The sequence below is a fragment of the Vibrio sp. 03_296 genome (assembly GCF_002265885.1).
This window is the reverse complement of sequence record NZ_NPKW01000007.1, coordinates 19,629-45,287: the sequence shown is the minus strand read 5'-3', so window position 1 is coordinate 45,287 and position 25,659 is coordinate 19,629. Positions and strand designations below refer to the sequence as shown.

Annotated in this window: 21 protein-coding genes; 6 read left to right on the top strand and 15 right to left on the bottom strand. The window is 46.5% G+C overall.

All coding sequences use genetic code 11. The annotated features are described in order from the left end of the window. Positions 1–86: 86 nt before the first annotated feature. Complete coding sequence (locus CIK04_RS00390; RefSeq protein WP_026050452.1) at positions 87–287, bottom strand: hypothetical protein; 201 nt, start codon at positions 285–287, stop codon at positions 87–89. A 195-nt stretch (positions 288–482) separates the two neighbouring features. Between CIK04_RS00390 and purU the strand changes: the two genes are divergently transcribed. Beyond that, positions 483–1,316, top strand: a complete 834-nt coding sequence (purU, locus tag CIK04_RS00385) for a formyltetrahydrofolate deformylase (protein ID WP_017421001.1) — start codon at positions 483–485, stop codon at positions 1,314–1,316. A gap of 61 nt (positions 1,317–1,377) precedes the next feature. Here the strand turns inward: purU and CIK04_RS00380 are convergent, their stop codons facing one another. Next, on the bottom strand, positions 1,378–1,974 hold the full coding sequence (locus tag CIK04_RS00380) for a VOC family protein (protein ID WP_039447776.1): 597 nt from the start codon (positions 1,972–1,974) through the stop codon (positions 1,378–1,380). Positions 1,975–2,194: 220 nt separating this feature from the next. On the opposite strand from CIK04_RS00380, the gene argS reads away from it, so the two are divergent. Next, positions 2,195–3,928: an arginine--tRNA ligase gene (gene argS / locus CIK04_RS00375; RefSeq protein WP_045594585.1), complete on the top strand. Its 1,734-nt coding sequence runs from the start codon at positions 2,195–2,197 to the stop codon at positions 3,926–3,928. Between the two features lie 169 nt (positions 3,929–4,097). Continuing rightward, positions 4,098–4,526, top strand: coding sequence for an HIT domain-containing protein (locus CIK04_RS00370; protein WP_038968899.1), 429 nt, complete (start codon positions 4,098–4,100; stop codon positions 4,524–4,526). A gap of 108 nt (positions 4,527–4,634) precedes the next feature. On the opposite strand, the gene CIK04_RS00365 is transcribed toward CIK04_RS00370, so the two are convergent. From CIK04_RS00365 to znuA, 5 genes are all read right to left on the bottom strand, one after another. Further along, entirely contained in the window at positions 4,635–4,865 is a 231-nt protein-coding gene (locus CIK04_RS00365) for a FeoC-like transcriptional regulator (protein ID WP_011149800.1), read from the bottom strand. Beyond that, entirely contained in the window at positions 4,862–7,138 is a 2,277-nt protein-coding gene (gene feoB / locus CIK04_RS00360) for a Fe(2+) transporter permease subunit FeoB (RefSeq protein WP_097353222.1), read from the bottom strand. The genes CIK04_RS00365 and feoB overlap by 4 nt, the downstream gene beginning before the upstream one ends. Next, positions 7,138–7,365, bottom strand: a complete 228-nt coding sequence (locus CIK04_RS00355; protein WP_017421006.1) for a FeoA family protein — start codon at positions 7,363–7,365, stop codon at positions 7,138–7,140. The genes feoB and CIK04_RS00355 overlap by 1 nt, the downstream gene beginning before the upstream one ends. 784 nt (positions 7,366–8,149) lie before the next feature. Further along, complete coding sequence (locus CIK04_RS00350; protein ID WP_097353221.1) at positions 8,150–11,554, bottom strand: AraC family transcriptional regulator; 3,405 nt, start codon at positions 11,552–11,554, stop codon at positions 8,150–8,152. A 170-nt stretch (positions 11,555–11,724) separates the two neighbouring features. After that, positions 11,725–12,600, bottom strand: a complete 876-nt coding sequence (gene znuA, locus CIK04_RS00345; protein ID WP_097353220.1) for a zinc ABC transporter substrate-binding protein ZnuA — start codon at positions 12,598–12,600, stop codon at positions 11,725–11,727. Positions 12,601–12,681: 81 nt separating this feature from the next. On the opposite strand from znuA, the gene znuC reads away from it, so the two are divergent. Together znuC and znuB are read left to right on the top strand one after the other, a co-directional pair. Then, positions 12,682–13,467, top strand: a complete 786-nt coding sequence (gene znuC / locus CIK04_RS00340) for a zinc ABC transporter ATP-binding protein ZnuC (protein WP_097353219.1) — start codon at positions 12,682–12,684, stop codon at positions 13,465–13,467. Further along, the gene (gene znuB, locus CIK04_RS00335) at positions 13,460–14,245 is read left to right on the top strand and encodes a zinc ABC transporter permease subunit ZnuB (protein ID WP_017421010.1); all 786 of its coding nucleotides are present in this window, start codon (positions 13,460–13,462) and stop codon (positions 14,243–14,245) included. The genes znuC and znuB overlap by 8 nt, the downstream gene beginning before the upstream one ends. 81 nt (positions 14,246–14,326) lie before the next feature. On the opposite strand, the gene sucD is transcribed toward znuB, so the two are convergent. The 8 genes from sucD to sdhC form a co-directional block, all read right to left on the bottom strand. Next, positions 14,327–15,199 carry a succinate--CoA ligase subunit alpha gene (gene sucD, locus CIK04_RS00330; RefSeq protein WP_017421011.1) on the bottom strand — a complete coding sequence of 291 codons (873 nt, stop codon included), beginning with the start codon at positions 15,197–15,199 and terminating at the stop codon, positions 14,327–14,329. Next, complete coding sequence (gene sucC, locus CIK04_RS00325; RefSeq protein WP_017421012.1) at positions 15,199–16,365, bottom strand: ADP-forming succinate--CoA ligase subunit beta; 1,167 nt, start codon at positions 16,363–16,365, stop codon at positions 15,199–15,201. Before sucC ends, sucD begins: the two co-directional genes overlap by 1 nt. Positions 16,366–16,555: 190 nt before the next feature. Continuing rightward, a complete protein-coding gene (odhB, locus tag CIK04_RS00320) occupies positions 16,556–17,767 on the bottom strand; it encodes a 2-oxoglutarate dehydrogenase complex dihydrolipoyllysine-residue succinyltransferase (RefSeq protein WP_038939419.1) in 1,212 nt (403 codons plus the stop codon). A gap of 28 nt (positions 17,768–17,795) precedes the next feature. After that, a complete protein-coding gene (gene sucA, locus CIK04_RS00315; RefSeq protein ID WP_039447756.1) occupies positions 17,796–20,621 on the bottom strand; it encodes a 2-oxoglutarate dehydrogenase E1 component in 2,826 nt (941 codons plus the stop codon). A gap of 101 nt (positions 20,622–20,722) precedes the next feature. After that, complete coding sequence (locus CIK04_RS00310) at positions 20,723–21,433, bottom strand: succinate dehydrogenase iron-sulfur subunit (RefSeq protein WP_011078275.1); 711 nt, start codon at positions 21,431–21,433, stop codon at positions 20,723–20,725. Positions 21,434–21,447: 14 nt separating this feature from the next. Continuing rightward, positions 21,448–23,214 carry a succinate dehydrogenase flavoprotein subunit gene (gene sdhA / locus CIK04_RS00305; RefSeq protein ID WP_011078276.1) on the bottom strand — a complete coding sequence of 589 codons (1,767 nt, stop codon included), beginning with the start codon at positions 23,212–23,214 and terminating at the stop codon, positions 21,448–21,450. Next, positions 23,215–23,559 (bottom strand): succinate dehydrogenase, hydrophobic membrane anchor protein, encoded by a 345-nt coding sequence (sdhD, locus tag CIK04_RS00300; RefSeq protein ID WP_011078277.1) that lies wholly within the window; start codon positions 23,557–23,559, stop codon positions 23,215–23,217. It lies immediately after the preceding gene. Then, positions 23,553–23,945, bottom strand: coding sequence for a succinate dehydrogenase cytochrome b556 subunit (sdhC, locus tag CIK04_RS00295; RefSeq protein WP_011078278.1), 393 nt, complete (start codon positions 23,943–23,945; stop codon positions 23,553–23,555). Before sdhC ends, sdhD begins: the two co-directional genes overlap by 7 nt. Positions 23,946–24,340: 395 nt before the next feature. On the opposite strand from sdhC, the gene CIK04_RS00290 reads away from it, so the two are divergent. Continuing rightward, positions 24,341–25,630 (top strand): citrate synthase, encoded by a 1,290-nt coding sequence (locus CIK04_RS00290; RefSeq protein ID WP_017421015.1) that lies wholly within the window; start codon positions 24,341–24,343, stop codon positions 25,628–25,630. Positions 25,631–25,659 lie beyond the last annotated feature (29 nt).

The following is a 25,659-nucleotide window of genomic DNA, read 5'->3' as shown; positions in this document are numbered from 1 at the left end:
CTGAGGGGTCAGTGGCACAGATTATGTCAGGTTTGTCTTTTTGAGGCGAATCCCAATTGTCTTCGCCTCGGCAGGTATTTGGTCGGTTATTTGCGGTTTAAATAGCGTGCAAGCCACGCTGGGCCGGTAAATTGATCCTCTTCCCCTAAGATGGCCTTGGCCGCTTCGGCTGGAGAAGCTCGATTTTCCCAAAGTTCAGTAATGCGATCCTCATCTATTTCATGGTTACCGATCAGAGAGCTCACTCTCTCTACATACAGTTTTCGAGCCAGTAGATCTTTGTCCATATACACCACCTCTATGATTCTTATGAAGGCTCAATTCAGACAACGTCTCCAGCCAAACGTTTTACTGGAGAATTTGTTTGAAACCATCTTAATAATAGATTATCTATTAGGCCTGTATTGCGGTTTAGTTCACCGTTCGACGCCCAAACAATTATTCGTACCATAAAAAAAATAAATCACGGAAGTATCTCTAATATGGAAAAGAAAACACTACTGACTCATTGCTCAGACGCGCCGGGTCTGATCTCTAAAATCACCAACATTTGTTACAAGCATCAACTGAACATTATTCACAACAATGAGTTTGTAGATAATTCCAGCGGTCACTTTTTTATGCGAACCGAGCTGGAGGGATACTTTAACGACCACACTTTTCTTGCCGATCTCGACCAAGCTTTGCCACCGGGAGCTAAGCGCAAGTTGATGAGCTCTGAGCGCAAGCGCATCGTGATTTTGGTCACCAAAGAAGCGCACTGCTTAGGTGATATTCTGATGAAGAATTACGACGGCAGTTTGGATGTGGACATTGCGGCTGTGGTAGGTAACTACGACAAACTGCAAAGCCTCACGGAAAAATTTGACATCCCTTATCACCATGTTTGTCATGAAGGGCTCGATCGTGAAAGTCACGAACAGAAAATGCTTGAAGTAATTGGTCAGTATCAGCCAGATTATTTGGTGCTAGCGAAATACATGCGTGTGCTCACGCCAGGTTTTGTTGAGAAATATCACCATAAGATCATCAACATCCACCACAGCTTCTTGCCTGCCTTTATTGGGGCGAAACCTTATCAGCAAGCTTTTGATCGCGGTGTAAAAATCATCGGCGCCACGGCGCACTTTGTCACCAATGATTTAGATGAAGGCCCAATCATCAAACAAGACGTGATTCCGGTTGATCACAACTTCAGCGCGCAGGACATGGCGCAAGCGGGTCGCGATGTTGAGAAGAATGTGTTGAGCAAGGCGCTCAATAAAGTACTGAATGACCACGTTTTTGTGTATGGCAACAAAACCGTCATCCTTTAAACATAGAATGGGACGAACTAAAAGGGTTGCGACAATTGCAACCCTTTATTTTTCTGCGCAGCTAGGCTTGCTCAGACTCAACAATACGTTTTAAAGAATGTGGGTGCAGCTTGATGCAAATGCCTTGGTATTTGAACGCAACCGTCGGATTGTTCAACCGTTCACCCTCTCCCTTCGGACTCGACAGCTTCACCTTAACCCCCAGTTCCTCGAGTTTGCTCAACTGAGCGCCAAACGCTGGATAGGTGTGTTTCAAATCTGCCAAATAGTCTTCAGCCGTCTGAGCATGAGATGGGACGACAAACTCCACATGTTCCCAACCTTCATGGGGATACGCTTTTCCTTCTGCCGGATAAGGCAGCTCTAAGCATTCGATTTTCCAACCGCGACTGGCGAGTGGCGTATCAAACACGATCACAATGATCGGACGACCATTGATGTTCGCCTGTGAGATCACTTTGCCTTGTTCACTCCACATTTGCTGAGACAACTGCGCGGTTTGATTCTCGTTTACGCGCATCGCAATATGATCCGCTTGAGCAAAACTCAAATCCAGTTGCAACAAATCGGCCAGCGACTCGATTTTCTGCATGAAACCGGGTAAATCCTCTAGCATCTGTTGGGGTGTAAGGCGTTTTTCTGCCAGCAAATTACTCATTTTCGTTCTCTTCACACTTTTTATTTCTGGGCGTCATAGTAACAACTTCAGGCAAAATTGGCAGTCCTGCGAGTACTTTAATAAAAAGTCAAAATTTCACTAAATCGGCTCTGTATGAAAGGCAATATAATTGCTATCATTAGCCCCATTTTTGTGAACTCAAACAGAACCCGGCCTCTCTATTTCCGGGTTTTTCGTCCTTGAATTGAAGGAAACGCGTGTGAATATCCAAGCACTTATTAACGACAAAGTATCTCAGGCTCTTGAAGCTGCTGGCGCTCCTGCAGGCAGCCCTGCAGCGGTTCGCCAATCCGCTAAGCCACAATTTGGTGACTACCAAGCAAACGGCGTAATGGGCGTAGCAAAACAGTTGGGTACTAACCCTCGAGAATTTGCGCAAAAAGTATTGGATGTTCTTGAGCTAGACGGCATCGCAAGCAAAACCGAAATCGCAGGCCCTGGTTTCATCAATATTTTCCTAAGCGAAGAGTTCCTCGCGAAGCAAGCTGAAGCGGCACTGGCGGATGCGCGCCTTGGCGTTGCTGCAGAAGAAGCACAAACTATCGTTGCTGACTATTCTGCGCCAAACGTTGCTAAAGAAATGCACGTTGGTCACCTACGTTCAACCATCATTGGTGATGCGGTTGTACGTACCCTTGAGTTTCTAGGTCACAAAGTGATCCGTGCGAACCATATCGGTGACTGGGGTACTCAGTTCGGTATGCTTATCGCCAACCTTGAGCGCGTACAGCAAGAGTCTGGCGAAATTTCTATGGAACTGGCTGATCTTGAAGGTTTCTACCGTGAATCTAAAAAGCTGTACGACGAAGACGAAGAGTTTGCGGTAAAAGCTCGCGGCTACGTCGTTAAACTGCAAAGCGGCGACGAGTTCTGCGCAGAAATGTGGAAGAAGCTGGTTGACGTCACCATGATCCAAAACCAACGCAACTACGACCGTCTCAACGTCTCTCTAACTCGTGATGACGTCATGGGCGAGAGTATGTACAACGACATGCTACCTAAGATCGTAGCAGACCTGAAAGCACAAGGTCTTGCGGTTGAAGATGGCGGCGCGCAAGTTGTGTTCCTTGAAGAGTTCAAGAACAAAGACGGCGAGCCTATGGGCGTTATCGTTCAGAAACGTGACGGCGGCTTCCTATACACAACAACAGATATCGCATGTGCGAAGTACCGTTACGAAGAGCTAGGTGCAGATCGTGTGCTTTACTTCATCGACTCTCGTCAGCACCAGCACCTAATGCAAGCTTGGACGATCGTTCGTAAAGCGGGTTACGTGCCAGAGTCAGTATCTCTTGAGCACCACGCGTTTGGTATGATGCTAGGTAAAGATGGTAAGCCATTCAAGACTCGTGCAGGCGGTACGGTTCGTCTTGCTGATCTTCTTGATGAAGCAGAAGTGCGTGCAGCGCAGCTGATCGAATCTAAGAACCCAGAATTAGCTGAAGACGAGAAGAAAGCGATCGCGAACACAGTTGCAATGGCAGCGGTTAAATACGCAGACCTTTCTAAGCACCGTACCACGGACTACGTGTTCGATTGGGACAACATGCTAGCGTTTGAAGGTAACACGGCACCGTACATGCAATACGCTTACACTCGCGTAGCCTCTGTATTCGCTAAAGCTGGCGTTTCTATGGATGATCTACAAGGTGAAATCAAAATCACTGACGAGAAAGAAAAAGCGCTTATCGCCAAGCTGATGCAGTTCGAAGAAGCGGTTCAATCTGTTGCTCGTGAAGGTCAACCACACATCATGTGTAGCTACCTATTCGAACTAGCAGGTCAGTTCTCTAGCTTCTACGAAGCGTGCCCTATCCTAGTGGCTGAAGACGAAGCAGTGAAACAAAGCCGTTTGAAACTCGCTGCGCTAACAGCGAAGACCATCAAGCAAGGTCTTTCTCTGCTCGGTATCGATACGTTAGAGCGTATGTAATAGGTTCGAGGTTCGAGGTTCGAGGTTCGAGGTTCGAGGTTCGAGGTTCGAGGTTCGAGGTTCGAGGTTCGAGGTTCGAGAAAATTATAAGAAAGGTTGGCGTGAAAGCGTCAACCTTTTGTTTTATCTGACGTATACTGATGTCATTCCATTCAATCGGACAACAACAATGAGTTTTGAACTGCACCCTCAATTGGCCAAAGACACCACGGTGATTGGCCACTTCCCGCTGTGTGTGGCATTGCTGCATAAAGACAATGCCGTACCGTGGGTGATTTTGGTACCGAAACGGGCAAACCTAAAAGAGCTACACCACTTGCCAATGCAAGAGCAACAACAGTTTTTGCTCGAGTCTCAAGCGGTAAGCCAAGCACTCGAAGCGACATTCCGTCCAGACAAATTAAACCTTGGCGCGCTTGGTAACATGGTGCCACAACTGCACATTCACCATATCGCGCGCTTTAAAGGCGACGTAGCATGGCCGGGACCGGTTTGGGGCAATACCAACGGCGAGTTTCGCAGCGAAGAAGAACAAAACGAACTGCTTATTCGCATTAAAAACGTACTATCACTGAGCTCTCTCTTCCAAAAAGCCTAAGTCAAAGCGCTTGTTTATCGCGGAGCTGAAAGAGTGCTAGGGCACGATAAAAAAGCCGCATCATTGCTGATGCGGCTTTATCGTTTTTATCCCATTTTGAGTCAGAGCCTACATGGTTACGGTCAGCGATAAACCGTCTTGTTTGGTCACAGCGTAGCGAACGCGAGTGACACTATGAGCTTTATTGGTGTCGACTAAACGGCTGATTTTACCTTTCTTGATCCACACGCTTAACATCGCATCAGCGCCATCTTCACTCATCCCAAACTGCTTAGCCAGGTCTGACTGGGAGACGGTTCCTTTGTCTGCAATATACTGATAAAGCTCTTTTAATATCATGCTACCTGCGCCTCAAATACGCCGCGTTGCTTATCACCTACACGCTTAAACACACGATACGTGGCGAAGAAAATGGCGACAATCGCTGCGATCCAAACACCACTGGTGACAGGGCTATCCGCAAAGTGTGTCAACTGGTTGTAGAAGGTCGCACAAAGGTAGGCCAGAGCCATCGTCCAAACAGCAATAAAACGTGCAAACTTATGACCGAATTCGCGAACGTATGCCCCCATCGCTGCCACACATGGGGTGTACAACAAAATAAAAATTAGGTAGGCAAAAGCCGCATGACCAGACGCAAACTGCGCTTTAAGATTACCAAAGATAGAAGCATCGACATCTTGTTCCTCTGCCACAGCATTTGAATCCGTTAGATCTCCCACCTCGATGCCTAATGGATCTGAATAGCTCAAACCCGCTAAGTTTTCAGGGATGCTCATCACGGCCTCTTCTAGGCTGGCCATCAGATCAAACTCCGCTTCTTCTCCATCACTTGGTGTGGTGTACAGGCTATTGAGTGTACCAACTACCGCCTCTTTGGCGAAGATACCCGTGATGATACCCACTGTCGCTGGCCAGTTGTCTTTCTCAATACCAATCGGAGCAAACACTGGCGTCACCACTTGTGCGGCTTTTGACAGAACCGAGTTTTCGCTGTCTTCGTTGCCGAAGCTGCCATCAGTACCAAGCGAGTTCAAGAAGCTTAGGATCGCAACCACAACAACGATGGTTTTGCCTGCTCCCAAAACGAAACGCTTCAGTTTTTGCCATGTTTTAATCACCACGTTTTGCAGTGTTGGCAGTTCGTAATCGGGCATTTCCATCACTAGGCTGTCACTGCTACCAGGGTACAGCGTGTGCTTAAGGAAGAGACCCGTGAAAATCGCCGCGACGATACCAAGTAGGTAAAGCGCAAACACAATATTTTGCCCAGCACCAGGAAAGAAGGCAGCAGCAAATAGCGCATACACAGGCAGGCGAGCACCACAAGACATAAATGGCGCCATTGATGCTGCCAGTTTACGTTCTCGCTCTTGATCTAGTGTACGCGTGGCCATAATGGATGGCACGTTACAACCGAAACCTAAAACCAGTGGAACAAAAGCTTTACCTGGCAGGCCGATCTTCTGCATCACTTTATCAAGCACAAAGGCGGCGCGAGCCATGTAGCCTGAGCTTTCAAGCACAGCGAGGAAAAGGTACAAACAGGCGATAACCGGAATGAAAGTCGCCACCGTCTGGATACCACCACCGAGTCCATCGGCCAGTACCGTCGCCAACCACACCGGCAAGTGTCCGTCTAACAAATGATGGCCGCCATCAACCAGTAGCGCGCCGACACCGATATCAAAGAAGTCAATAAAGGCACTACCAATGTTGATAGAGAACATGAACATCAGGTACATCACAACGAAGAAGAACGGAATACCGACCCATTTGTTGAGAATAAATTGATCCAGTTTTTCAGTAACACTGCGGCTTAACTTACCTTCGCTACGACGAACCTTTTTGCACTCCTGATGAAGATGCGTATATTTGACGTCAGCAACGTGTAAGTCCACATCCAGATTAAGTTCCGTAACGACGTCTTCAACACGAAGGCGATCCACATCTGACATACTGTTTAGTACCAGAGCGTCTTTCTCAAGAGCACGAACGGCGAGCGCCCGGTGGGAAACCGTTTGATCGTTAAATAGCGTTGAAATGTTGTCAATCGCCGCTTCCATCGCCTGACCATAGTTCAAAGCGATCTCTTTTAGTGCCACACCTTGAACCACAGATTTGTGCAGTTTCTCTTTGAACTCCGCGACTTGTGCTTTGTTCGTTGCGGATAAACTGATCACGGGACAACCGAGGCTTTTTTCTAACTCAGCCACATTGATGATCTGACGCTCACGTTTAAGCGCATCCATTTTGTTCAACACAACAATCATCGGACGACCAAGTTCGCGTAATTGCAGTGTCATGTATAAACTGCGCTCAAGGCTCGTTGCGTCCACCACATTGATGATCATATCGGCTGGGTGAGTTAAGACCGCGCGGGAAGCAATGGATTCATCAATACTGTTGCTGTCGTTACCACTATCCAACGAGTAGATACCCGGAAGGTCTGTCAGCAAAAATTCATCGCCAGCGTGATGGTAACGACCGGTCTTCTTTTCTACCGTAACACCAGCCCAGTTGCCCACTTGCTGTTTTGCTCCGGTCAAACCGTTAAATAATGTCGTCTTTCCGCTGTTAGGATTGCCGACCGTCAGAATTTGATACTGCATTATTGGCACTCCACTTCGATGGCTTCCGCAATTTTTTCTCGCACCGCTAACGATACACCGCGAGCTTCAATTTGTAGCGGATCACCCATTGGTGCTCGACGAATAAGTCGTACAGACGTGTTTGGCAAAATGCCCATCACCATAAGTTTCTTTCTCACGTCGCTAGTGAGTCCATGAATAGCCACAACCGTCGCGATCTGGCCTTGTTTTAATTCTGATAATTTCATACTTGCCCGAAAAGAAAGTGTAAATGAGAAATATTTTTATTAATGATGCAATTCTACGCCTCAACAAGCTGATTTTTATTGTCTGAAATCAAAGATTGCAGAACTGCGTTCGTAACTTTCGTCAATTTTAGACACGTCATTTACGTCAAAATCCAAAATTCAAATCAACATCGAGCTTAACACTTCGTTTACAAAAACAAAGAGAGAAACAAATAACCATTAAATTACAACAACTTAAGTTAAGATGAGTATATTGTCGTTTTTGTAAGGTATCAATGGCGTTATTTTTATAAGGAAAATAAGTCGATTAACTTATAGTGAACACATCGAGAGGCACTCCTCTCAAGAATTCCAGAGGTGACGTGACTATGTCGCGTCACTCCGGCAGCAAGCGAAGGTGTCATTGACACCCGTGGTATAGTCCCCCCGGCTATACCACGATATTTTTTTCTATCGTTTTCCTCTCTTATTAAACTCTTTACTTTAATTACGCTCGCTTTCAACCGCACACCTGGCAACCAATAAATAAGCCCCATCCGTTACTCTACCTATTTTCGATCACGCCGTTCAATTAACTGACTACCTCAGCCATAGAACAGCCAATGGGTCGATTCATGAACAAGGATGATAGAAAGCATCCATGTCGTATTAGGCTTTTAGTAGAAATAAGCTAGACGCAAGTTAAGCGGAAGAGATAATGCCGTTAATGAGTAAAGGCTATAGACAAGGCAAATCAAGCTTTGAGGCAAGCTGAGCACACTGGGTAGCTAGGTAGACGGCGATGTTATTCGGACTCTAGAGCATCACTGGCAAATTTTGAAGGGGGCACGCCAAAGTACAGTTTAAAACGTTGACTAAAATAGGAAGGATCGTTAAATCCCGATGCGAAAGCCACATCAACCACTTTTTCACCGGCCAACAAACTTTCACATGCTTTTTCTAAACGAACTTCGGTGAGGTAATCCGTAAATGTACGAGAGCTCGCTGATTTAAACCGTCTCTGTAGGCTGCGCTCAGAAACATAGAGCATCTTGGCCGCCATTGCCGTGCCAAATTCTGGGTTTGTATAATGCTCTGCCACCATAGCCTCGACCTTCGCCAGCCACAACTGCTCTGGCGATGGAGCGCCTTCGGATGAGACTTCCGTAACTGGAGAGGGATCGACTGAATCAACAAAAACGCTTGGCTCTTCGTCATTTATCAGAGACTCAACCGCTTTCGGCCACAGTATTTCGATCTTGTTTCGCTCAGCGCTACTGAACAAGCTTAAGCGTCCGCCACTTTGTTCGACTAAAGCAGGTAGCTTCTCAATTGCAGTATCGACTTTTGCTGGCTCAACACCAGCGCTATCCTCGGCGTCCGTATTCGTACTAAAGGGCTGGCCAAAATCAATAAATGACACTTCGACAAAATCGTTTTGCTCTCTGATCACAATATCAAGCATTTGGCCACGATAGGCGCGTTTCAACACACTTGCAAAAACACTATTAAAAATGACATCTAGATTAAACTGCCCTACTGCGACACGATAGTCATCCGATGCGCTAGAAATGTGCACCTGAACACCGATTTTACTGAGTTCATCTTCCCAAACGTCGACAACCGACTGAATGATATGGCTGACGTTAAAGTTTTGCAGATACCCGTCAGTTCCATCGCTGGGCGAGCTTTTTAACTCTTCCAAAAGCATTGCTATGCGCATTTGATGTTCCTGATACTCTGAGACAGGTTCAACCGATGGCTTGCTCAGTAATGCATCCACACTTTGACGTAATGAACGGGCAACATTGTCAACCAGCAAATTTCTAACTTGGATCTGTTTGCGAAGTTGTTGGTTACTGGTGAGCAACACTCGACTCTGATGACGTAATTGATTGGTTTTCAATGCCACCAATGCCGTTAACTCACGGTTTTGAACACTGACGTAACGAGAACGCCAGAAAACAACTAAGCCGCCTAACGCTACGATAAGCAGAACAAAAATCGCCATCGCCATCGTAGTTTGATACCACGGGTGTAACACCGTAAAGCGAACTTGCACGGAATCCCCTGCGACTAAACTGGTTTTAACACTTAACAAGTAATCACCTGCCGCAAGGTGTTCAAAAGAGACTTGTCCGGCTTCTGTGGTTTGCCAGTGTTCCTGGTTTAAACGGTAATAGAGCGTTTCACCGTAAGCATTGGGCATCACGCCGAGGCCAAAACTGATCGCAGAACCATACGCTAACTCGGGTAATTGCCACTCTTTTTGTCCGACATTTGCAACCTGATCATCAATACGAACTTGGCTGATGACCACTCTAGGTTCAGGTAGTTTGGATACCATTAGGTCATCACGGTCCGCAAATACCAAGCCATGCTTTGAACCCAGTACTAACACCGAGCCGGATTGCGCTTCTCCAAATGAAGCCGCACATGAGCCTTCAACGAACTCGTTACTCATAATGCCCGAGCGAGACCCAAAGTGCTTACGCAGTGCTCCGTCAAAATTGTAAAAACTGAGGCCAATTGAACTTACCATCCAAATGCCACTAGCATCGGTGATTAGGCAAATAGGCTTCACGTTTTCCTGAGGAAGTGCCAGCTCTCCTAACGTTTTTTCTGTGGGATCTTTACGATAGATGCCGTGAGTCCCTGCAAACCATAGCGACCCATCTTTCGCTTCTGCAATATCGACACTTTCGCCAAAAGACTGCGTGTTTCGCTCAAAACGGATCTTGTCGTTTTCTAGCACATAAGCCCCGTGATCGGTTCTTACGATTAACGGGACTTTTTGATCCACTTCTAGACCCAAAATTCGAGCGGGCAAATTTTGGCTGGCAATCCACCGATCGCCATAATCTTGGAAGCGCCCATCGGCAACGCCAATGGCGGCTAATCGATAACCCGAACTGATCCAAACCTTGCCTTGAGGGCTGACCGAAACAAAATCAATCTCTTTACCTTTAAGGTAACTCGGTAAATCGAACGATCGAAGTTTGTACTGATTCGTGTCGTAAATATACAAACCTTGCTCGGAAGCAATCCAGATGTTTCCATCTTCAAGGGCAAAGTCATTTACCTTTATCGGCAAACGCACGCGGCTGTATTGTTTATTAACCCCAATGGCCCGGTAAAGATTGTTTGCATCTTTAAACCAAATCGTTTCATCTGATGCATAGACAATTTTGGTGATGTTGCCATTAAAACGGCTGGCTTTTTCTTCGGTGATGTTATTAAGACGTTCAAATTTTCGGCCAAACAGAGAGTAGTAGAGAATGCCACTGTTCGTCGCAACCCAAATGCCCCCTTGTTCATCATTCACCAGCGAGTAAATTTTTCGATTATCAGGAGAGACATCTTGCGCACCTGCGGCTTTCACTTTGGCCACTTGTCCATTTAAAAACGAGTAACTGTACAGACCATGTTCTGTGCCAATCCAATATTCTTGATTGGTTTCTGTCATCGAAAGCACATGAGACTCTCCAATCATGATGTTTTTTTGAGTCGGCTTTAAAATATCAATGAGCGCAGCGCCATTTAGCGTCCCCACCAGTAACTCACGACGAGTGGGAGAAAAGTACAGTTTGGCAACGAAATGCTTCGCTGACGCTTTGATATGAGTAAATTGCTCACCTTGTGATAGATAAGCTCCCGATGTGGTACCAAGTACCCATTTGCTTAAAACCCTCTTTGCATCATTGATGTAGACGTAACTACTCTGATTATTTTGATACAACGAGAGTAAGGAATAAGTTTTTAATTCTTTTGATTCAATATCGTAGTCATAAAAATTGATGCCATCACTCACCCAAATGTGACCATCTGAGCTACCAATTTTTCTGATTTCTGCCCCCGGATTTAAGCTAAACGCTAACTGACGTTTCTGATTGGGGTACGTTTGGAAGACTTCGTTCGCGACAAAAGTCCAAAAACTGCCTTGGTGAAAGGCTACTTGCTCGGAAGGAAACTCTAGAAGGCTGCCACGTTTCGGCAACAAGGTATTACCATCGAAATATTGCACTTTGCCGTGCACGTCATGTATCCATAAACCACCATCACCGCCAACAAAGAGATTTTTAGCAGCAACAAAGGTTCCCTGCTCCTGTCCAGGCAGTGGGTAAAATATGGCAGAGTTTCCGTCCAAAGCTAGCGCTTTGAACGGTAGTGTAAGCCCAGCGAGTAGAAGCCAGGCAAGAATACGCAGCAAGTCAGATTTCCCTGTAAAGTCAATTCTACGCCCTTGATTATTTTCAACGCTTTAGAGCATTATTTTGGGGCGCTAAATATCATAGCGAAATTGCTGCATGATAAAAATATCAACTTAGCAAGGGTTGCCAATATCACCAATTGGATCACGTAAATTGGGAGAAGTTGGCGCTACTTATCATGTAAACATTGGTAGAAATCATTCCCCATTGATAGGAGAAAATTAAAGTAGCCACCAGATTCAAGTGTCACTTCTGTACCAATAGGGTCTAAAACCCCTTTTTTCGCCGAGCTGCCTCTCATGACGCTTTCGATAACCGCTGGTGTAAATTGTGGCTCAGCAAACACACACACAACATCGCCTTTTGCTAAACGGTTACGGATTTCAATCAACGTTTTCGCTCCAGGCTTTTTCTCTGGGCTAACCGTAAAGTGCCCAAGGTTGCTAAGTTGATACTGCTGTTCAAAGTAGCCATAAGCATCATGGAACACATAGTAGCCGCGCTCTTTCACTCCTTGTAGCAACTTACTTAAACGCGTATCCGTTTCATCCAATCCCTGCATGAAACGCTTTAAGTTAGCTTGGTACTGTGCTTCGTGCTGCGCGTCGATTTCGATCAGACGCGCCGTTATCGCTGGAGCAACTTGTTTGACTGTGTCGATGCCCATCCAAAAATGGGGGTCATGGCTACCGTGATCATGGCCATCATGCTGATGAGCCTCTTGGTGTTCACGTAACTTAAGAGAAGGGATCTCGCTGATCGTTAGCACATTGGAATGATCTGACACCAACTTTGTCATAAAAGGCTCTAAGGATGAGCCAAACCACACTATCAGATCCGCTTGCCTTACTTTTTTCACGTCAGAAGGTTTCAAAGCGTAATCGTGAGGCGATGCATTGGCAGCCACGAGTAACTTGGGGGTCGTTACCTCTTGCGTAAGCTCATTGACGATCAGCTGTATTGGTTTAATGCTGGTTAAAACCTCAACGGCAAGCGCTTGTAACGGCAAAAATAACGTAAAAGTACACAATAAAAAGCGAATCATAATAATCCAAGTTGGTAAGTAGCGTTCATTAGGATAAAATGTTACATTATAACACTCACCAATTGCAAATGAGTTCTATTCATGTCAGCGTTAATTAGCCTAAAGGCGCTTTCCGTCACCTTTGACGATAAGAAAGTTTTAGACAGTATTAGTTTGGATTTGCACAAAGGTAAAATCACGACACTGATCGGTCCAAATGGCGCCGGCAAGTCAACCTTAGTCAAAATCATCATCGGTTTACTCAAACCCACTTCAGGTCAAGTTCAACGTCAAGCAAAGCTCACTATCGGCTATGTTCCGCAAAAGCTAAAACTCAATGACACATTGCCACTTAGTGTTATCCGTTTCCTAAATCTATCAGGAAAGTACAGCCAGCAAGAAACGATGGAAGCACTTCGACTTGTTGGTGCTGAGCACCTATATAAATACAACATGCACAAACTCTCTGGCGGTGAGACTCAACGCGTGCTGTTGGCTCGCGCGCTTTTGCAACGACCCGACTTACTTGTACTTGATGAACCCGCTCAAGGCGTCGACATTCAAGGACAAATTGATCTCTACGATTTAATTGAAAGCATCCGCCATCGTTTCGATTGTGCCGTGTTTATGGTGTCGCATGACTTACACCTTGTTATGGCAAAAACCGATGAAGTCATTTGTCTTCAACATCACGTTTGCTGTTCTGGCACGCCAGAAGACATTACTCAGCACCCGTCTTACATTGCATTATTTGGTAGTGCGGCAAGAGACTCATTAGCGATTTATCATCACCAACATGACCACCACCACCACGATTTATCAGGCCAACCTGTTTCTGGTGATCCAACTCAGTGTAACCATCATCACCATGGACATCATCATGATTGAGTTTCTTCTTCCTTCTCTTTTAGCCGGCTTAGGAATTGCACTGATCGCGGGGCCTTTGGGATCATTTGTTGTTTGGCGCAAGATGGCCTACTTCGGCGATACCCTAGCTCATGCATCATTAATGGGGCTGGCACTTGGCTTTCTGCTCGATGTGAACTTGTACCTTGCGCTCATTGTATGTTGCCTCGCTTTAGCGGTGATACTCGTGACACTGCAAAAACAGCAACTCGTTGCGTCGGATACACTGCTCGGCATCTTAGCTCACAGTGCATTGTCCATCGGTTTGGTCGCGGTAAGCTTTCTCGATAACGTCCGTGTGGATCTGATGAGTTACTTATTTGGTGATCTTTTGGCTGTCTCTCCACAAGATTTGCTCTTCATATACGCAGGAGTCGCTGCGGTTGGCGCAACGTTGTATCTTTTTTGGCGTCCGCTTTTGTCCACCACGGTTAATGAAGAATTGGCTGCAGTGGAAGGCACCAATATCGATTTGATTCGCTTAATTTTGATGTTGATGGTCGGTATCGTTATCGCAGTGGGGATGAAATTTGTCGGCGCACTGATTATGACGTCTCTGCTGATCATTCCTGCAGCAGCGGCAAGGCGCTTTGCTCAGTCACCAGAGCAAATGGCCGGGTTTGCGTCTCTGATCGGTGTTCTTGCCGTCCTCGGTGGATTAACGCTCTCTTGGCATTTCGATACCCCAGCGGGCCCCTCGGTGGTCATTAGCGCAACCGCTATCTTTATGCTGGCTCAACTAAAGCCACAAACAAGCTAAAGTGGCAGAACAAGCAAACTATAATGAAAAAGCCGAGCATTGATTGCTCGGCTTTTACTTAGAGGTTGACGCTGTTGTCTATTACCAACCCGTCACTTCACGAAGTGCTTGACCAATGTCAGCCAAAGACTTAACAGTTTTCACACCAGCAGATTCAAGTGCTGCAAATTTCTCGTCCGCCGTTCCTTTACCACCAGAAATGATAGCACCAGCATGGCCCATACGTTTACCCGGAGGCGCAGTTACACCAGCGATGTAAGAAACGACTGGCTTAGTTACATTCTCTTTAATGAACGCTGCCGCTTCTTCTTCCGCCGTACCGCCAATCTCACCGATCATCACGATCGCTTCCGTTTCTGGGTCTTCTTGGAACAATTTCAGAATATCGATGAAGTTAGAACCTGGGATTGGGTCGCCACCGATACCAACACAAGTAGACTGACCGAAACCTTCATCCGTGGTTTGTTTAACAGCTTCGTAGGTCAAAGTACCAGAGCGTGAAACGATACCCACTTTACCCTTCTTATGGATATGACCTGGCATGATGCCAATCTTACACTCATCAGGAGTGATAACACCTGGACAGTTTGGACCAATCATACGAACGCCAGTCTGCTCCAGTTTCACTTTCACATCGATCATGTCCGTCGTAGGAATGCCTTCTGTGATGGTGACTATCAGCTGAATACCAGCATCAATTGCTTCCAAAATTGCGTCTTTACAGAAAGGGGCTGGAACGTAGATAACGGTTGCGGTTGCGCCAGTCGTTTCCACTGCTTCACGCACTGTATTAAATACAGGAAGACCAAGATGCGTCTGACCACCTTTGCCCGGAGAAACGCCACCAACCATTTGCGTGCCGTAAGCAAGAGCTTGCTCTGAGTGGAAAGTACCCTGACCGCCTGTGAAACCTTGACAGATTACTTTGGTGTCTTTGTTAATTAATACAGACATTATTTGCCCTCCGCCGCAGCAACAACTTTCTGAGCAGCATCTGTTAGTGATTCTGCTGCAATGATATCCAAACCTGACTCTGCCAGTACTTTGCGGCCAAGATCCGCGTTAGTACCTTCAAGACGTACAACAACGGGTACGCTTACACCCACTTCTTTCACTGCACCGATGATGCCTTCCGCGATCATGTCACAACGAACGATACCGCCGAAGATATTCACAAGTACTGCTTTTACATTGTCATCAGATAAGATGATCTTGAATGCTTCAGCAACACGTTCTTTTGTTGCGCCACCACCTACATCTAGGAAGTTTGCAGGTTTGCCACCGTGGAGGTTTACGATATCCATGGTACCCATTGCGAGGCCAGCACCGTTAACCATACAGCCAACGTTACCATCAAGTGCCACGTAGTTCAGTTCCCACTGCGCCGCATGAGCTTCACGCTTATCTTCTTGAGAAGGATCGTGCATTTCACGCAGTTTTGGCTGACGGTAAAGCGCATTTGAGTCGATGTTGATCTTACCATCTAGGCAAAGTAGGTTGCCTTCGCCGGTAATCACAAGTGGGTTGATTTCAAGAAGAGCGAGATCGTATCGAGTGAACATTTCACCCAAACCCATGAAGATTTTAACAAACTGCTTAATTTGATCGCCTTGAAGACCAAGTTTAAAAGCAAGCTCACGACCTTGATAAGCCTGAGGGCCTACCAGCGGGTCAATAGCCGCTTTGTGAATCAGTTCAGGAGTTTCTTCTGCAACTTTTTCGATTTCCACACCGCCTTCCGTTGAGGCCATGAAAACGACTTTGCGTGTTGCACGGTCAACGACAGCACCCAAGTATAGCTCGTTAGCGATATTGGACGCTTCTTCAACCAAAATTTTTGTTACTGGCTGACCATTCGCATCTGTCTGATAAGTAACCAGATTTTTGCCAAGCCATTTTTGTGCAAACTCTTTCACGCCTTCTTTCGTATCGTGAAGCTCTACGCCGCCCGCTTTACCGCGGCCACCTGCGTGAACCTGACATTTTACAACTTTCTTAGCGGTGCTAATGCGGCCAGCGGCTTCAAATGCTTCTTGAGGTGTATCACAAGCATAACCTTCTGGTACCGGCAAACCGAATTCTGCAAACAGCTGTTTGGCTTGGTATTCATGCAAATTCATTTTGATATTCCGTTTGTTCTTCCCTTAAGGGATTTATTATTTCCATAACGTCACGATTAACAGTGCGACGCCTGTAGGGTCTTCTCAAATAAACTGCTAACAGTTCAAGTGAAGGCCAGACGCTGAGCCAGTCTAGCCTTAGGGATTTTTAACGTCTAGCCATCAACGACAACTAGACGTTTTAGCGATATTAAACGTCTAACAACAGACGTGCTGGATCTTCCAGTAACTCTTTCACAGTCACTAGGAAGCCAACCGACTCGCGACCATCAATCAAGCGGTGGTCGTAAGACAGTGCTAGGTACATCATTGGCAGAATTTCAACTTTGCCATCTACCGCCATCGGACGATCTTGAATCTTATGCATACCCAAAATCGCAGATTGTGGTGGGTTGATGATTGGTGTCGACATCAACGAACCAAACACACCACCATTGGTGATGGTAAAGTTACCGCCAATTAGCTCGTCAACGGTTAGTTTTCCGTCACGACCTTTGATGGCAAGCTCTTTAATGCCCTTTTCAACATCCGCAAAACCTAGCGTATCGCAGTCTTTTAGGACTGGAGTCACTAGACCACGTGGCGTAGAAACCGCCATACTGATGTCAAAATAGTTGTGGTAAACAATGTCATCACCATCGATCGATGCGTTGATTTCAGGATAACGCTTCAGTGCTTCAGTCACCGCTTTCACGTAGAAAGACATAAAGCCAAGACGAATACCATGACGCGCTTCAAACTGATCACCATACTGCTTACGAAGATCCATGATTGGCTTCATGTTGACTTCGTTAAACGTCGTCAGCATTGCAGTGCTGTTTTTCGCTTCTAGCAGACGGTTAGCCACAGTTTTACGTAGACGCGTCATCGGTACTCGTTTTTGACTACGAGCCGCAACAGGTGCTACTGGCGCAGCAGCTGATTCTGCCACTGCTGGTGCTTTTTTGGCCGCTGCAAGGTGCGCTTCAATATCTTCACGTGTAATGCGACCACCTACACCCGTACCTTTCACTTGGTTTGCTTCTAAACCATGCTCTGCAAGGAGACGACGCACTGCTGGGCTAAGGGCATCATTGCTCTCTTCTGATAAGCTTGCAGTATGACGCTTATCTGGAGATGGCTGTGACTCTTCTGTCGTATCAGCCGTAGGTTCACCCGCGACTGCCGCCAATTTAATGCGACCAATCAGTTGCTTAGAAAGTACTGTTGCGCCTTCTTCTTCAACAATCGCTTCGAGAATACCCGCTTCTGAAGCCGGTACTTCTAACACTACTTTGTCTGTTTCAATATCAACCAGCACTTCATCGCGCTCAACTCTGTCGCCTGGTTTCTTGTGCCAAGTTGCAACTGTTGCATCGGCCACTGATTCAGGTAAATCTGGAACCAGAATTTCAATAGTCATATCTGTTTCTTCCTTTTACTTCTAGTTCTTAATCCGAAGTCTTTTCGTTCACGTTTAGCGCGTCATCAATCAGCGCTTTCTGCTGTTTCAAGTGCACCGACATATAACCAACGGCTGGAGAAGCTGATGCTGGACGACCAGCGTATTTCAACTCAGTTCCTGCCGGGATAGCTGCTCGGAAGTTATGTTGGCTACAGTACCAAGCCCCTTGGTTTTGTGGCTCTTCCTGACACCAAACAAAATCTTCAACATTCACATAAGGTGCTATTGCCGCTTTCACGTCATCCATCGGGAATGGATACAGCTGTTCAATACGTACAATCGCGACATCATCTTGTTCGTTATTGCGACGCTGCTCTAGAAGGTCGAAGTAGACCTTTCCTGAACAGAACACAACACGTTTCACTTTTACCGGATCCAGTTCATCGATTTCTGGAATCGCTGGCATAAAGGTACCATTTGCCAAGTCATCGAGTGACGATGTGCATAATGGGTGACGTAGCAATGATTTAGGTGACATCACAATCAGTGGACGACGCATTGGACGCACAACTTGACGACGGATCATGTGATAAACCTGCGCAGGGGTTGATGGCACAACCACTTGCATGTTTTGTTCAGCACACAGTTGTAGATAACGCTCAAGACGCGCAGATGAATGCTCTGGGCCTTGACCTTCATAGCCGTGAGGCAACAACATGGTTAACCCACATAGTCGAGCCCACTTCTGCTCACCCGAAGAGATGAACTGGTCAATAACCACTTGTGCGCCGTTAGCAAAGTCACCAAATTGCGCTTCCCAAAGCGTCAAGCCACTTGGCTCTGCCGTTGCGTAACCGTATTCAAAGGCAAGTACCGCTTCTTCAGAAAGAACCGAATCGAATACTTCAAAAGGACCTTGCTTATCATGAATATTGGCAAGAGGAACATAAGTACTGGCATCGTTTTGGTTGTGCAGTACAGCATGACGATGGAAGAAGGTACCACGTCCAGAATCCTGACCCGAGATACGAATACGCTTGCCATCATCCACCAGTGTGGCGTAGGCCAAAGTTTCTGCCATACCCCAATCTAGCTCTTTTTCACCATTAGTCATTGCTACACGGTCGTTATAAAGCTTGCTCACTCGGCTGTGAAGCGTGTGACTTTCTGGGTATTGGCATAAACGCTTACCTAGCTCGACTAGGCGTTGTTTATCGTAGGTATTGTTCCAAGACGTATCCCAGTCATGGCCCAGATATGGGGACCAATCAACAGAATGGAGTGCCATTGGGCGCCATTCTTTAACAACCACTTCGCCGTGATCAAGTGCATCACGATACTCGTTGACCATTTGCGTTGCGGTTTCGATGTCGCATTCATTTTTGTCGATCAACACATCAGCATACAACTTACGTGGTGTAGGATGTTTTTTGATCTTCTGATACATCAACGGCTGAGTTGCATTTGGCTCATCCGCTTCGTTGTGGCCATGACGACGGTAACAAACCAAGTCAATCACCACATCACGTTTAAATTCGTTACGGTAATCCAACGCAATACGAGTAACGAAAGCAACCGCTTCAGGGTCATCTGCATTTACGTGGAAAATCGGTGCCTGTACCATCTTCGCAATATCAGTACAGTACATTGTTGAGCGGGTATCGCGTGGGTTAGACGTCGTAAAACCTACTTGGTTGTTGACGACAACACGTACCGTACCACCAACGCAGAAGCCACGCGCTTGAGACATGTTGAATGTTTCAGCAACAACCCCTTGACCCGCGATCGCAGAGTCACCATGGATGGTAATCGGCAACACTTTACTACCGTCATCATCGCCCAAGCGGTCTTGACGTGCACGCACAGAACCCATAACGACTGGGTTAACAATCTCTAAGTGAGATGGGTTAAACGCAAGGGCTAAGTGAACGTCGCCACCTGGTGTTGCGAAGTCCGCCGAGAAACCTTGGTGATATTTCACATCACCCGTACCCCAACTCTCGCCATGCTTACCAGCAAACTCATCAAACAGATCTTGAGGCTTTTTGCCCAAGACGTTAACCAGCATATTGAGACGGCCACGGTGAGCCATGCCGATAACCACTTCACGCATCCCGCTGCGACCCGCATGACGAATCAACTCTTTCATCATCGGAATCATCGCGTCGCCACCTTCGAGAGAGAAACGCTTCGCTCCTGGGAATTTTGCACCAAGATAGCGCTCAAGACCTTCTGCTGCCGTTAGTTCAGCAAGGAATGTACGTTTTTCATCTTTATCAAAGGAAGGTTGACCAACCACAGATTCTAAACGTTGTTGGATCCAACGCTTTTGCTCTGTGTCTGTCATGTGCATGTATTCTGCACCAATCGAACCACAGTAGGTTTTCTTAAGTGCGGTGTAGATATCTTTAAGCGGCATGGTCTCTTGACCAACAGCAAAAGAACCTACGTTGAATGTTTCTTCGAAGTCATCTTCGGTGAGATTGTGGAATGCAGGGTCTAGCTCAGCCACTGTTGGGCGTTGCCATAAACCGAGTGGATCCAATTCTGCTGCTTCATGTCCGCGGAAGCGGTAAGCATTAATCAGCTGTAGTACCTTAACTTGCTTAGCATCGACATCAGGATCACTTACCTGGACACTATAATGCTTTGTTTCTTGAGCTAGTCGTCGGAAGTAGTCACGGACCCGTGAATGCGGCTGTTCGGCCACTTCTTTTGTTGGCTTAGGCAAGCCTTCAAAAACACGTTTCCACTCCTCACTTACCAGATCGGGGTCACTTAGATACAGTTCGTAGAGATCCTCTACGTAAGTTGCATTGGCGCCAGCCAAGTGTGAAGACTCGAGCCATGCCTTCATCACGCCGTTGTGCATATTTTCCCTTAACCAGTAGTTTTCACGTTTGCTGCGGTCTTCGCCGAGCTACTATAGAGCCGACAGGTTGGTTAGAACACTGTCGGCAATTTTGTTGTTTGTTACACCGAACGATTGACCAGCATACTCTTGATGTGGCCAATAGCTTTTGTAGGATTTAGCCCCTTAGGACAAACACTTACACAATTCATAATGCCGTGGCAACGAAAAACGCTAAATGCGTCATCAAGATTAGACAAACGTTCATCTGTTGCAGTATCACGGCTGTCAATCAGCCAACGATACGCAGCCAGAAGGCCTGCTGGCCCGATAAACTTGTCCGGATTCCACCAGAATGATGGGCACGAGGTTGTACAACATGCACACATAATACATTCGTACAAACCATCCAAATGTGCACGCTCATCTGGTGATTGTAAGTTTTCTCGAGAAGGCGGAAGAGCACCATCTGAAATCAAGAAAGGCTTAACTTTCGCATAGTTATCGTAGAACTGTGTCATGTCAACGATAAGATCGCGAATCACAGGTAACCCAGGTAGTGGACGAATCACAATTTTGTCCGCTTTCAGCGCAGACAGCGGTGTAATACACGCCAAACCGTTCTTACCATTCATGTTAAGACCATCCGAACCACACACACCTTCACGACAGGAACGACGGAAAGAGATCGTAGCGTCTTGCTCTTTGAGTAGAATCAGTGCATCCAACACCATCATGTCAGAGCCGTCTTCCACTTCCAGCACATAGTCTTTCATGTATGGTTTGGTATCTACATCCGGATTGTAACGATATACAGAGAAGTTCAGTTTCATAGTTCAGTCCTCCCTTAGTATGTACGTACTTTTGGTGGGAACGCATCACGATGAACAGGCGTCATATTGACATCACGCTTGCTCATTTGCTCCGTTTCCGGGTTGTAGATAGAGTGGCATAGCCAGTTTTCATCGTCACGATCTGGGAAGTCAAAGCGGGCGTGAGCACCGCGACTTTCTGTGCGATAGTTGGCCGCAACTGCTGTTGAGAATGCCGTTTCCATCAAGTTGTCTAGCTCTAGACACTCGATACGCTGAGTATTGAACTCAGTTGATTTGTCAGAAAGATGTGCATCTTTCAGGCGCTCACGAATCACTTTCAGCTCTTCCAGACCTGTCGCCATAGCGTCACCTTCACGGAATACCGAGAAGCTGTTCTGCATACAACGTTGTAGATCTTTACGAATCTGAACTGGATCCTCACCACCTTTGCTGTTTTCCCAGCGCATGTAGCGAGAAAGTGAGGCTTCAATGTCCGATGCTGATGCATCGCGAGCTTCCGCTTGTGCCGCCAAAGTTTCACCAAGGTGAAGACCCGTTGCACGACCGAATACCACGAGGTCAAGCAGTGAGTTACCACCTAGACGGTTTGCGCCATGTACTGATACAGACGCAATTTCACCACACGCGAATAGACCTTGAACTTCGACGTCTTTGCCATCGGCAGTTTGTTTGATCGCTTGACCAGAAACTTGCGTCGGTACACCACCCATCATGTAGTGACAAGTTGGGATAACTGGGATTGGCTCTTTTACTGGATCAACGTGAGCGAAGGTACGCGACAACTCACAGATACCTGGTAGACGCGATTCAAGCACATCTTTACCTAGGTGATCCAACTTGAGTTTAATGTGTGGACCCCAAGGACCATCGCAACCACGACCTTCACGGATTTCGATCATCATTGAACGTGCAACAACGTCGCGACCAGCCAAATCTTTCGCATTCGGCGCATAACGCTCCATGAAACGCTCGCCATCTTTGTTAAGAAGATAACCACCTTCACCACGACAGCCTTCCGTGACAAGAACACCAGCACCGGCAATACCCGTTGGGTGGAACTGCCACATTTCCATATCTTGCATTGGAACACCCGCACGCAGTGCCATACCAACGCCATCACCTGTATTGATGTGTGCATTGGTTGTCGAAGCGTAGATACGGCCAGCACCACCGGTTGCTAAAATGGTCGCCTTCGACTTGAAGTAGCAAATTTCACCCGTTTCCATGCATACCGCTGTACAACCCACAACCGCACCATCTTGGTTTTTCACCAGGTCAAGTGCATACCACTCAGAGAAGATCATGGTTTTGTGTTTTACGTTTTGCTGATACAGAGTGTGGAGCAGTGCGTGACCAGTACGGTCTGCCGCTGCAGCGGTACGCGCCGCTTGCTCGCCACCAAACTCTTTTGACTGACCACCAAATGGACGCTGGTAGATACTGCCGTTATCAAAACGAGAGAAAGGCAGGCCCATTTTTTCAAGCTCGATCACTGACTCAGGACCATTCTTACACATGTACTCAATGGCGTTTTGGTCACCAATGTAATCGGAACCTTTAACGGTGTCATACATATGCCACTGCCAATCGTCTTTGTGTGAGTTACCGAGAGCAACGGTAATACCACCTTGAGCCGATACAGTGTGTGAGCGTGTTGGAAATACTTTAGATAGCAATGCACAAGAAAGGCCTTGCTCAGAAATTTGTAGTGCAGCACGCATGCCTGCACCACCAGCGCCGATTACTACGGCATCAAATTCGCGAACTGGAATAGACACTTATGCACCCCACAATACAAACAGACCAGAGAAGAAATACCCGAACAGCAGTGCGATCACACCCAGTTGTAAACCGCCACGCAATTTGGCGCACTTGATGTAGTCAGTCAGCACTTGCCATAATCCAATCCAGGCATGAATCAGGACAGAAGCGAGAGCAAGCATGGTGAAGACTTTAGTAAAAGTGCCACCAAAAAACTGAGTCCAGGATGCATAGTTGATATCTGTGAACGCACAGAAGCTAACAAGATAAATGGTGTAAAGAGTCATGATGATGGCCGTTGCACGAATCAATAAGAAATCGTGCACACCGTTACGACCAACAGAGGAAACGTGTTTTACCATACCAAAATCCCCGCCAATAGTGATAAGACAGCGGTGGCAGCAAATGCAACTTTGGCACTCATTGCGCCAGACTCAAGCTCTTCAAAATGGCCTAAGTCCATCATCAGGTGACGAATACCACCAGCGATGTGGTATGCCAACGCAGTTAAAATGCCCCATAGAATAAACTTCACAAAGAAGCTATCGACGATGTCGCTTGCTTCCATAAAGCCTACTGGGGATGACAGAGAAATGGATAGTAACCAAAGCAAAATTCCCACCGCAACAAACGTAATCACACCTGACACACGGTGCAGGATGGACGCGATTGCTGTGATAGGAAAGCGAATGGTCTGTAAATCTAAATTAACAGGTCTTGACTTTCTTTCTTTCACGGGCTTGCTCACTCAGCTCCATTGAGCATTTATTGTTATGAACGAATTTTGGCTCCCAACCCCACAAAAGTTAACATTTAATTAACAACATTCCGGCAAATGATTCCATTAAATTGTAAAAAACTTGTTAACAAAAAAGCTAAAAGAAACACCTCACAATTGTTTCTAGCCCCGAATTTATAAGGAGTTAACCAAAAATTTCTGCGCCACTATACGGCTGGCAACATTCTAATACAATTGATGTAACAAATTATGCTACACAGAACAGATTTTTAACGATTTTAATGCAAAAAATAATAACAAGTGCACACAAAAAGGGAGAAGAATTGACTTTAATCTTTAACACCAGTACAAAAAAGGCATATAAACATCCTGGACGGATTAAATAATAAACAAAGGAGATTGTTATGGCGGATAAGAAAGCGACCCTTCATGTTGAAGGTAAAGCGCCGATCGAATTGCCAATTATGGAAGGTTCTTTAGGAACGCCCGTAATTGATGTTCGTAAGCTAGGAGCGAACGGCTACTTCACTTTCGACCCGGGTTTTCTTGCCACTGCATCTTGTGAATCGCAAATAACATACATCGACGGCGGAAAAGGCATCCTGCTTCACCGTGGATACCCTATTGATCAGCTTGCAAACAACGCTGATTATCTAGAGGTTTGTTATATTCTACTTTACGGTGAAGCCCCTACTCGTGAGCAATACGAGAAATTCAAAACAACTGTTACTCGCCACACTATGGTGCACGAACAAATTGCCAGCTTCTTCCATGGCTTCCGTCGTGATGCACACCCTATGGCAGTAATGTGTGGCGTTGTTGGCGCACTTGCTGCGTTTTACCATGATTCTTTAGACATCAACAACGACGTGCATCGTGAGATCACTGCGTATCGTCTGTTGTCTAAAATGCCAACGCTTGCGTCTATGTGTTACAAGTACTCAACAGGCCAACCGTTCATCTACCCTCGCAATGATTTGAGCTACGCAGAAAACTTCCTACACATGATGTTTGCTACACCATGTGAAGAATATGAAGTGAACCCTGTCGTTGCACGTGCGATGGACAAGATCTTTACTCTACATGCCGACCACGAACAGAATGCGTCAACGTCAACGGTACGTTTGGCGGGTTCTTCTGGTGCAAACCCGTTTGCTTGTATTGCGGCAGGTATTGCATCGCTTTGGGGTCCAGCTCATGGCGGTGCAAATGAAGCGTGTCTGAAGATGTTGGAAGAGATTGGTTCAGTCGACAACATTCCTGAGTACGTGGATCGAGCGAAAGACAAAGATGACCCATTCCGTTTGATGGGCTTTGGTCACCGTGTTTACAAGAACTACGATCCACGCGCAACCGTTATGCGTGAAACCTGTCACGAAGTGCTTAAAGAGCTCAACATTCAAGATCCACTGCTTGATGTTGCAATGGAACTTGAGCGCATTGCTCTTTCAGACGAGTACTTTGTCTCGAAGAAACTGTACCCGAACGTTGATTTCTACTCAGGCATCATTCTGAAAGCGATTGGCATTCCAGTCTCAATGTTTACCGTTATCTTCGCAATTTCACGCACCATCGGTTGGATTGCTCACTGGAACGAAATGCACAGTGATCCACTGAACCGTATCGGTCGCCCTCGTCAGTTATACACAGGGGAAGTTCAACGCGATTTCCAACCTATGCACGAACGCGAGTAATACGCACAGTGTTAAAATTGAAAAGGGTT

Excerpts from the sequence above, each read along its gene's own strand:
- CIK04_RS00390 (WP_026050452.1), bottom strand. The coding sequence starts at position 287 with ATGGACAAAGATCTACTGGCTCGAAAACTGTATGTAGAGAGAGTGAGC.
- purU (WP_017421001.1), top strand. The coding sequence starts at position 483 with ATGGAAAAGAAAACACTACTGACTCATTGCTCAGACGCGCCGGGTCTG.
- CIK04_RS00380 (WP_039447776.1), bottom strand. The coding sequence starts at position 1,974 with ATGAGTAATTTGCTGGCAGAAAAACGCCTTACACCCCAACAGATGCTA.
- CIK04_RS00370 (WP_038968899.1), top strand. The coding sequence starts at position 4,098 with ATGAGTTTTGAACTGCACCCTCAATTGGCCAAAGACACCACGGTGATT.
- CIK04_RS00365 (WP_011149800.1), bottom strand. The coding sequence starts at position 4,865 with ATGATATTAAAAGAGCTTTATCAGTATATTGCAGACAAAGGAACCGTC.
- feoB (WP_097353222.1), bottom strand. The coding sequence starts at position 7,138 with ATGCAGTATCAAATTCTGACGGTCGGCAATCCTAACAGCGGAAAGACG.
- CIK04_RS00355 (WP_017421006.1), bottom strand. The coding sequence starts at position 7,365 with ATGAAATTATCAGAATTAAAACAAGGCCAGATCGCGACGGTTGTGGCT.
- znuA (WP_097353220.1), bottom strand. The coding sequence starts at position 12,600 with ATGATTCGCTTTTTATTGTGTACTTTTACGTTATTTTTGCCGTTACAA.
- znuC (WP_097353219.1), top strand. The coding sequence starts at position 12,682 with ATGTCAGCGTTAATTAGCCTAAAGGCGCTTTCCGTCACCTTTGACGAT.
- znuB (WP_017421010.1), top strand. The coding sequence starts at position 13,460 with ATGATTGAGTTTCTTCTTCCTTCTCTTTTAGCCGGCTTAGGAATTGCA.
- sucD (WP_017421011.1), bottom strand. The coding sequence starts at position 15,199 with ATGTCTGTATTAATTAACAAAGACACCAAAGTAATCTGTCAAGGTTTC.
- sucC (WP_017421012.1), bottom strand. The coding sequence starts at position 16,365 with ATGAATTTGCATGAATACCAAGCCAAACAGCTGTTTGCAGAATTCGGT.
- odhB (WP_038939419.1), bottom strand. The coding sequence starts at position 17,767 with ATGACTATTGAAATTCTGGTTCCAGATTTACCTGAATCAGTGGCCGAT.
- sucA (WP_039447756.1), bottom strand. The coding sequence starts at position 20,621 with ATGCACAACGGCGTGATGAAGGCATGGCTCGAGTCTTCACACTTGGCT.
- CIK04_RS00310 (WP_011078275.1), bottom strand. The coding sequence starts at position 21,433 with ATGAAACTGAACTTCTCTGTATATCGTTACAATCCGGATGTAGATACC.
- sdhD (WP_011078277.1), bottom strand. The coding sequence starts at position 23,559 with ATGGTAAAACACGTTTCCTCTGTTGGTCGTAACGGTGTGCACGATTTC.
- CIK04_RS00290 (WP_017421015.1), top strand. The coding sequence starts at position 24,341 with ATGGCGGATAAGAAAGCGACCCTTCATGTTGAAGGTAAAGCGCCGATC.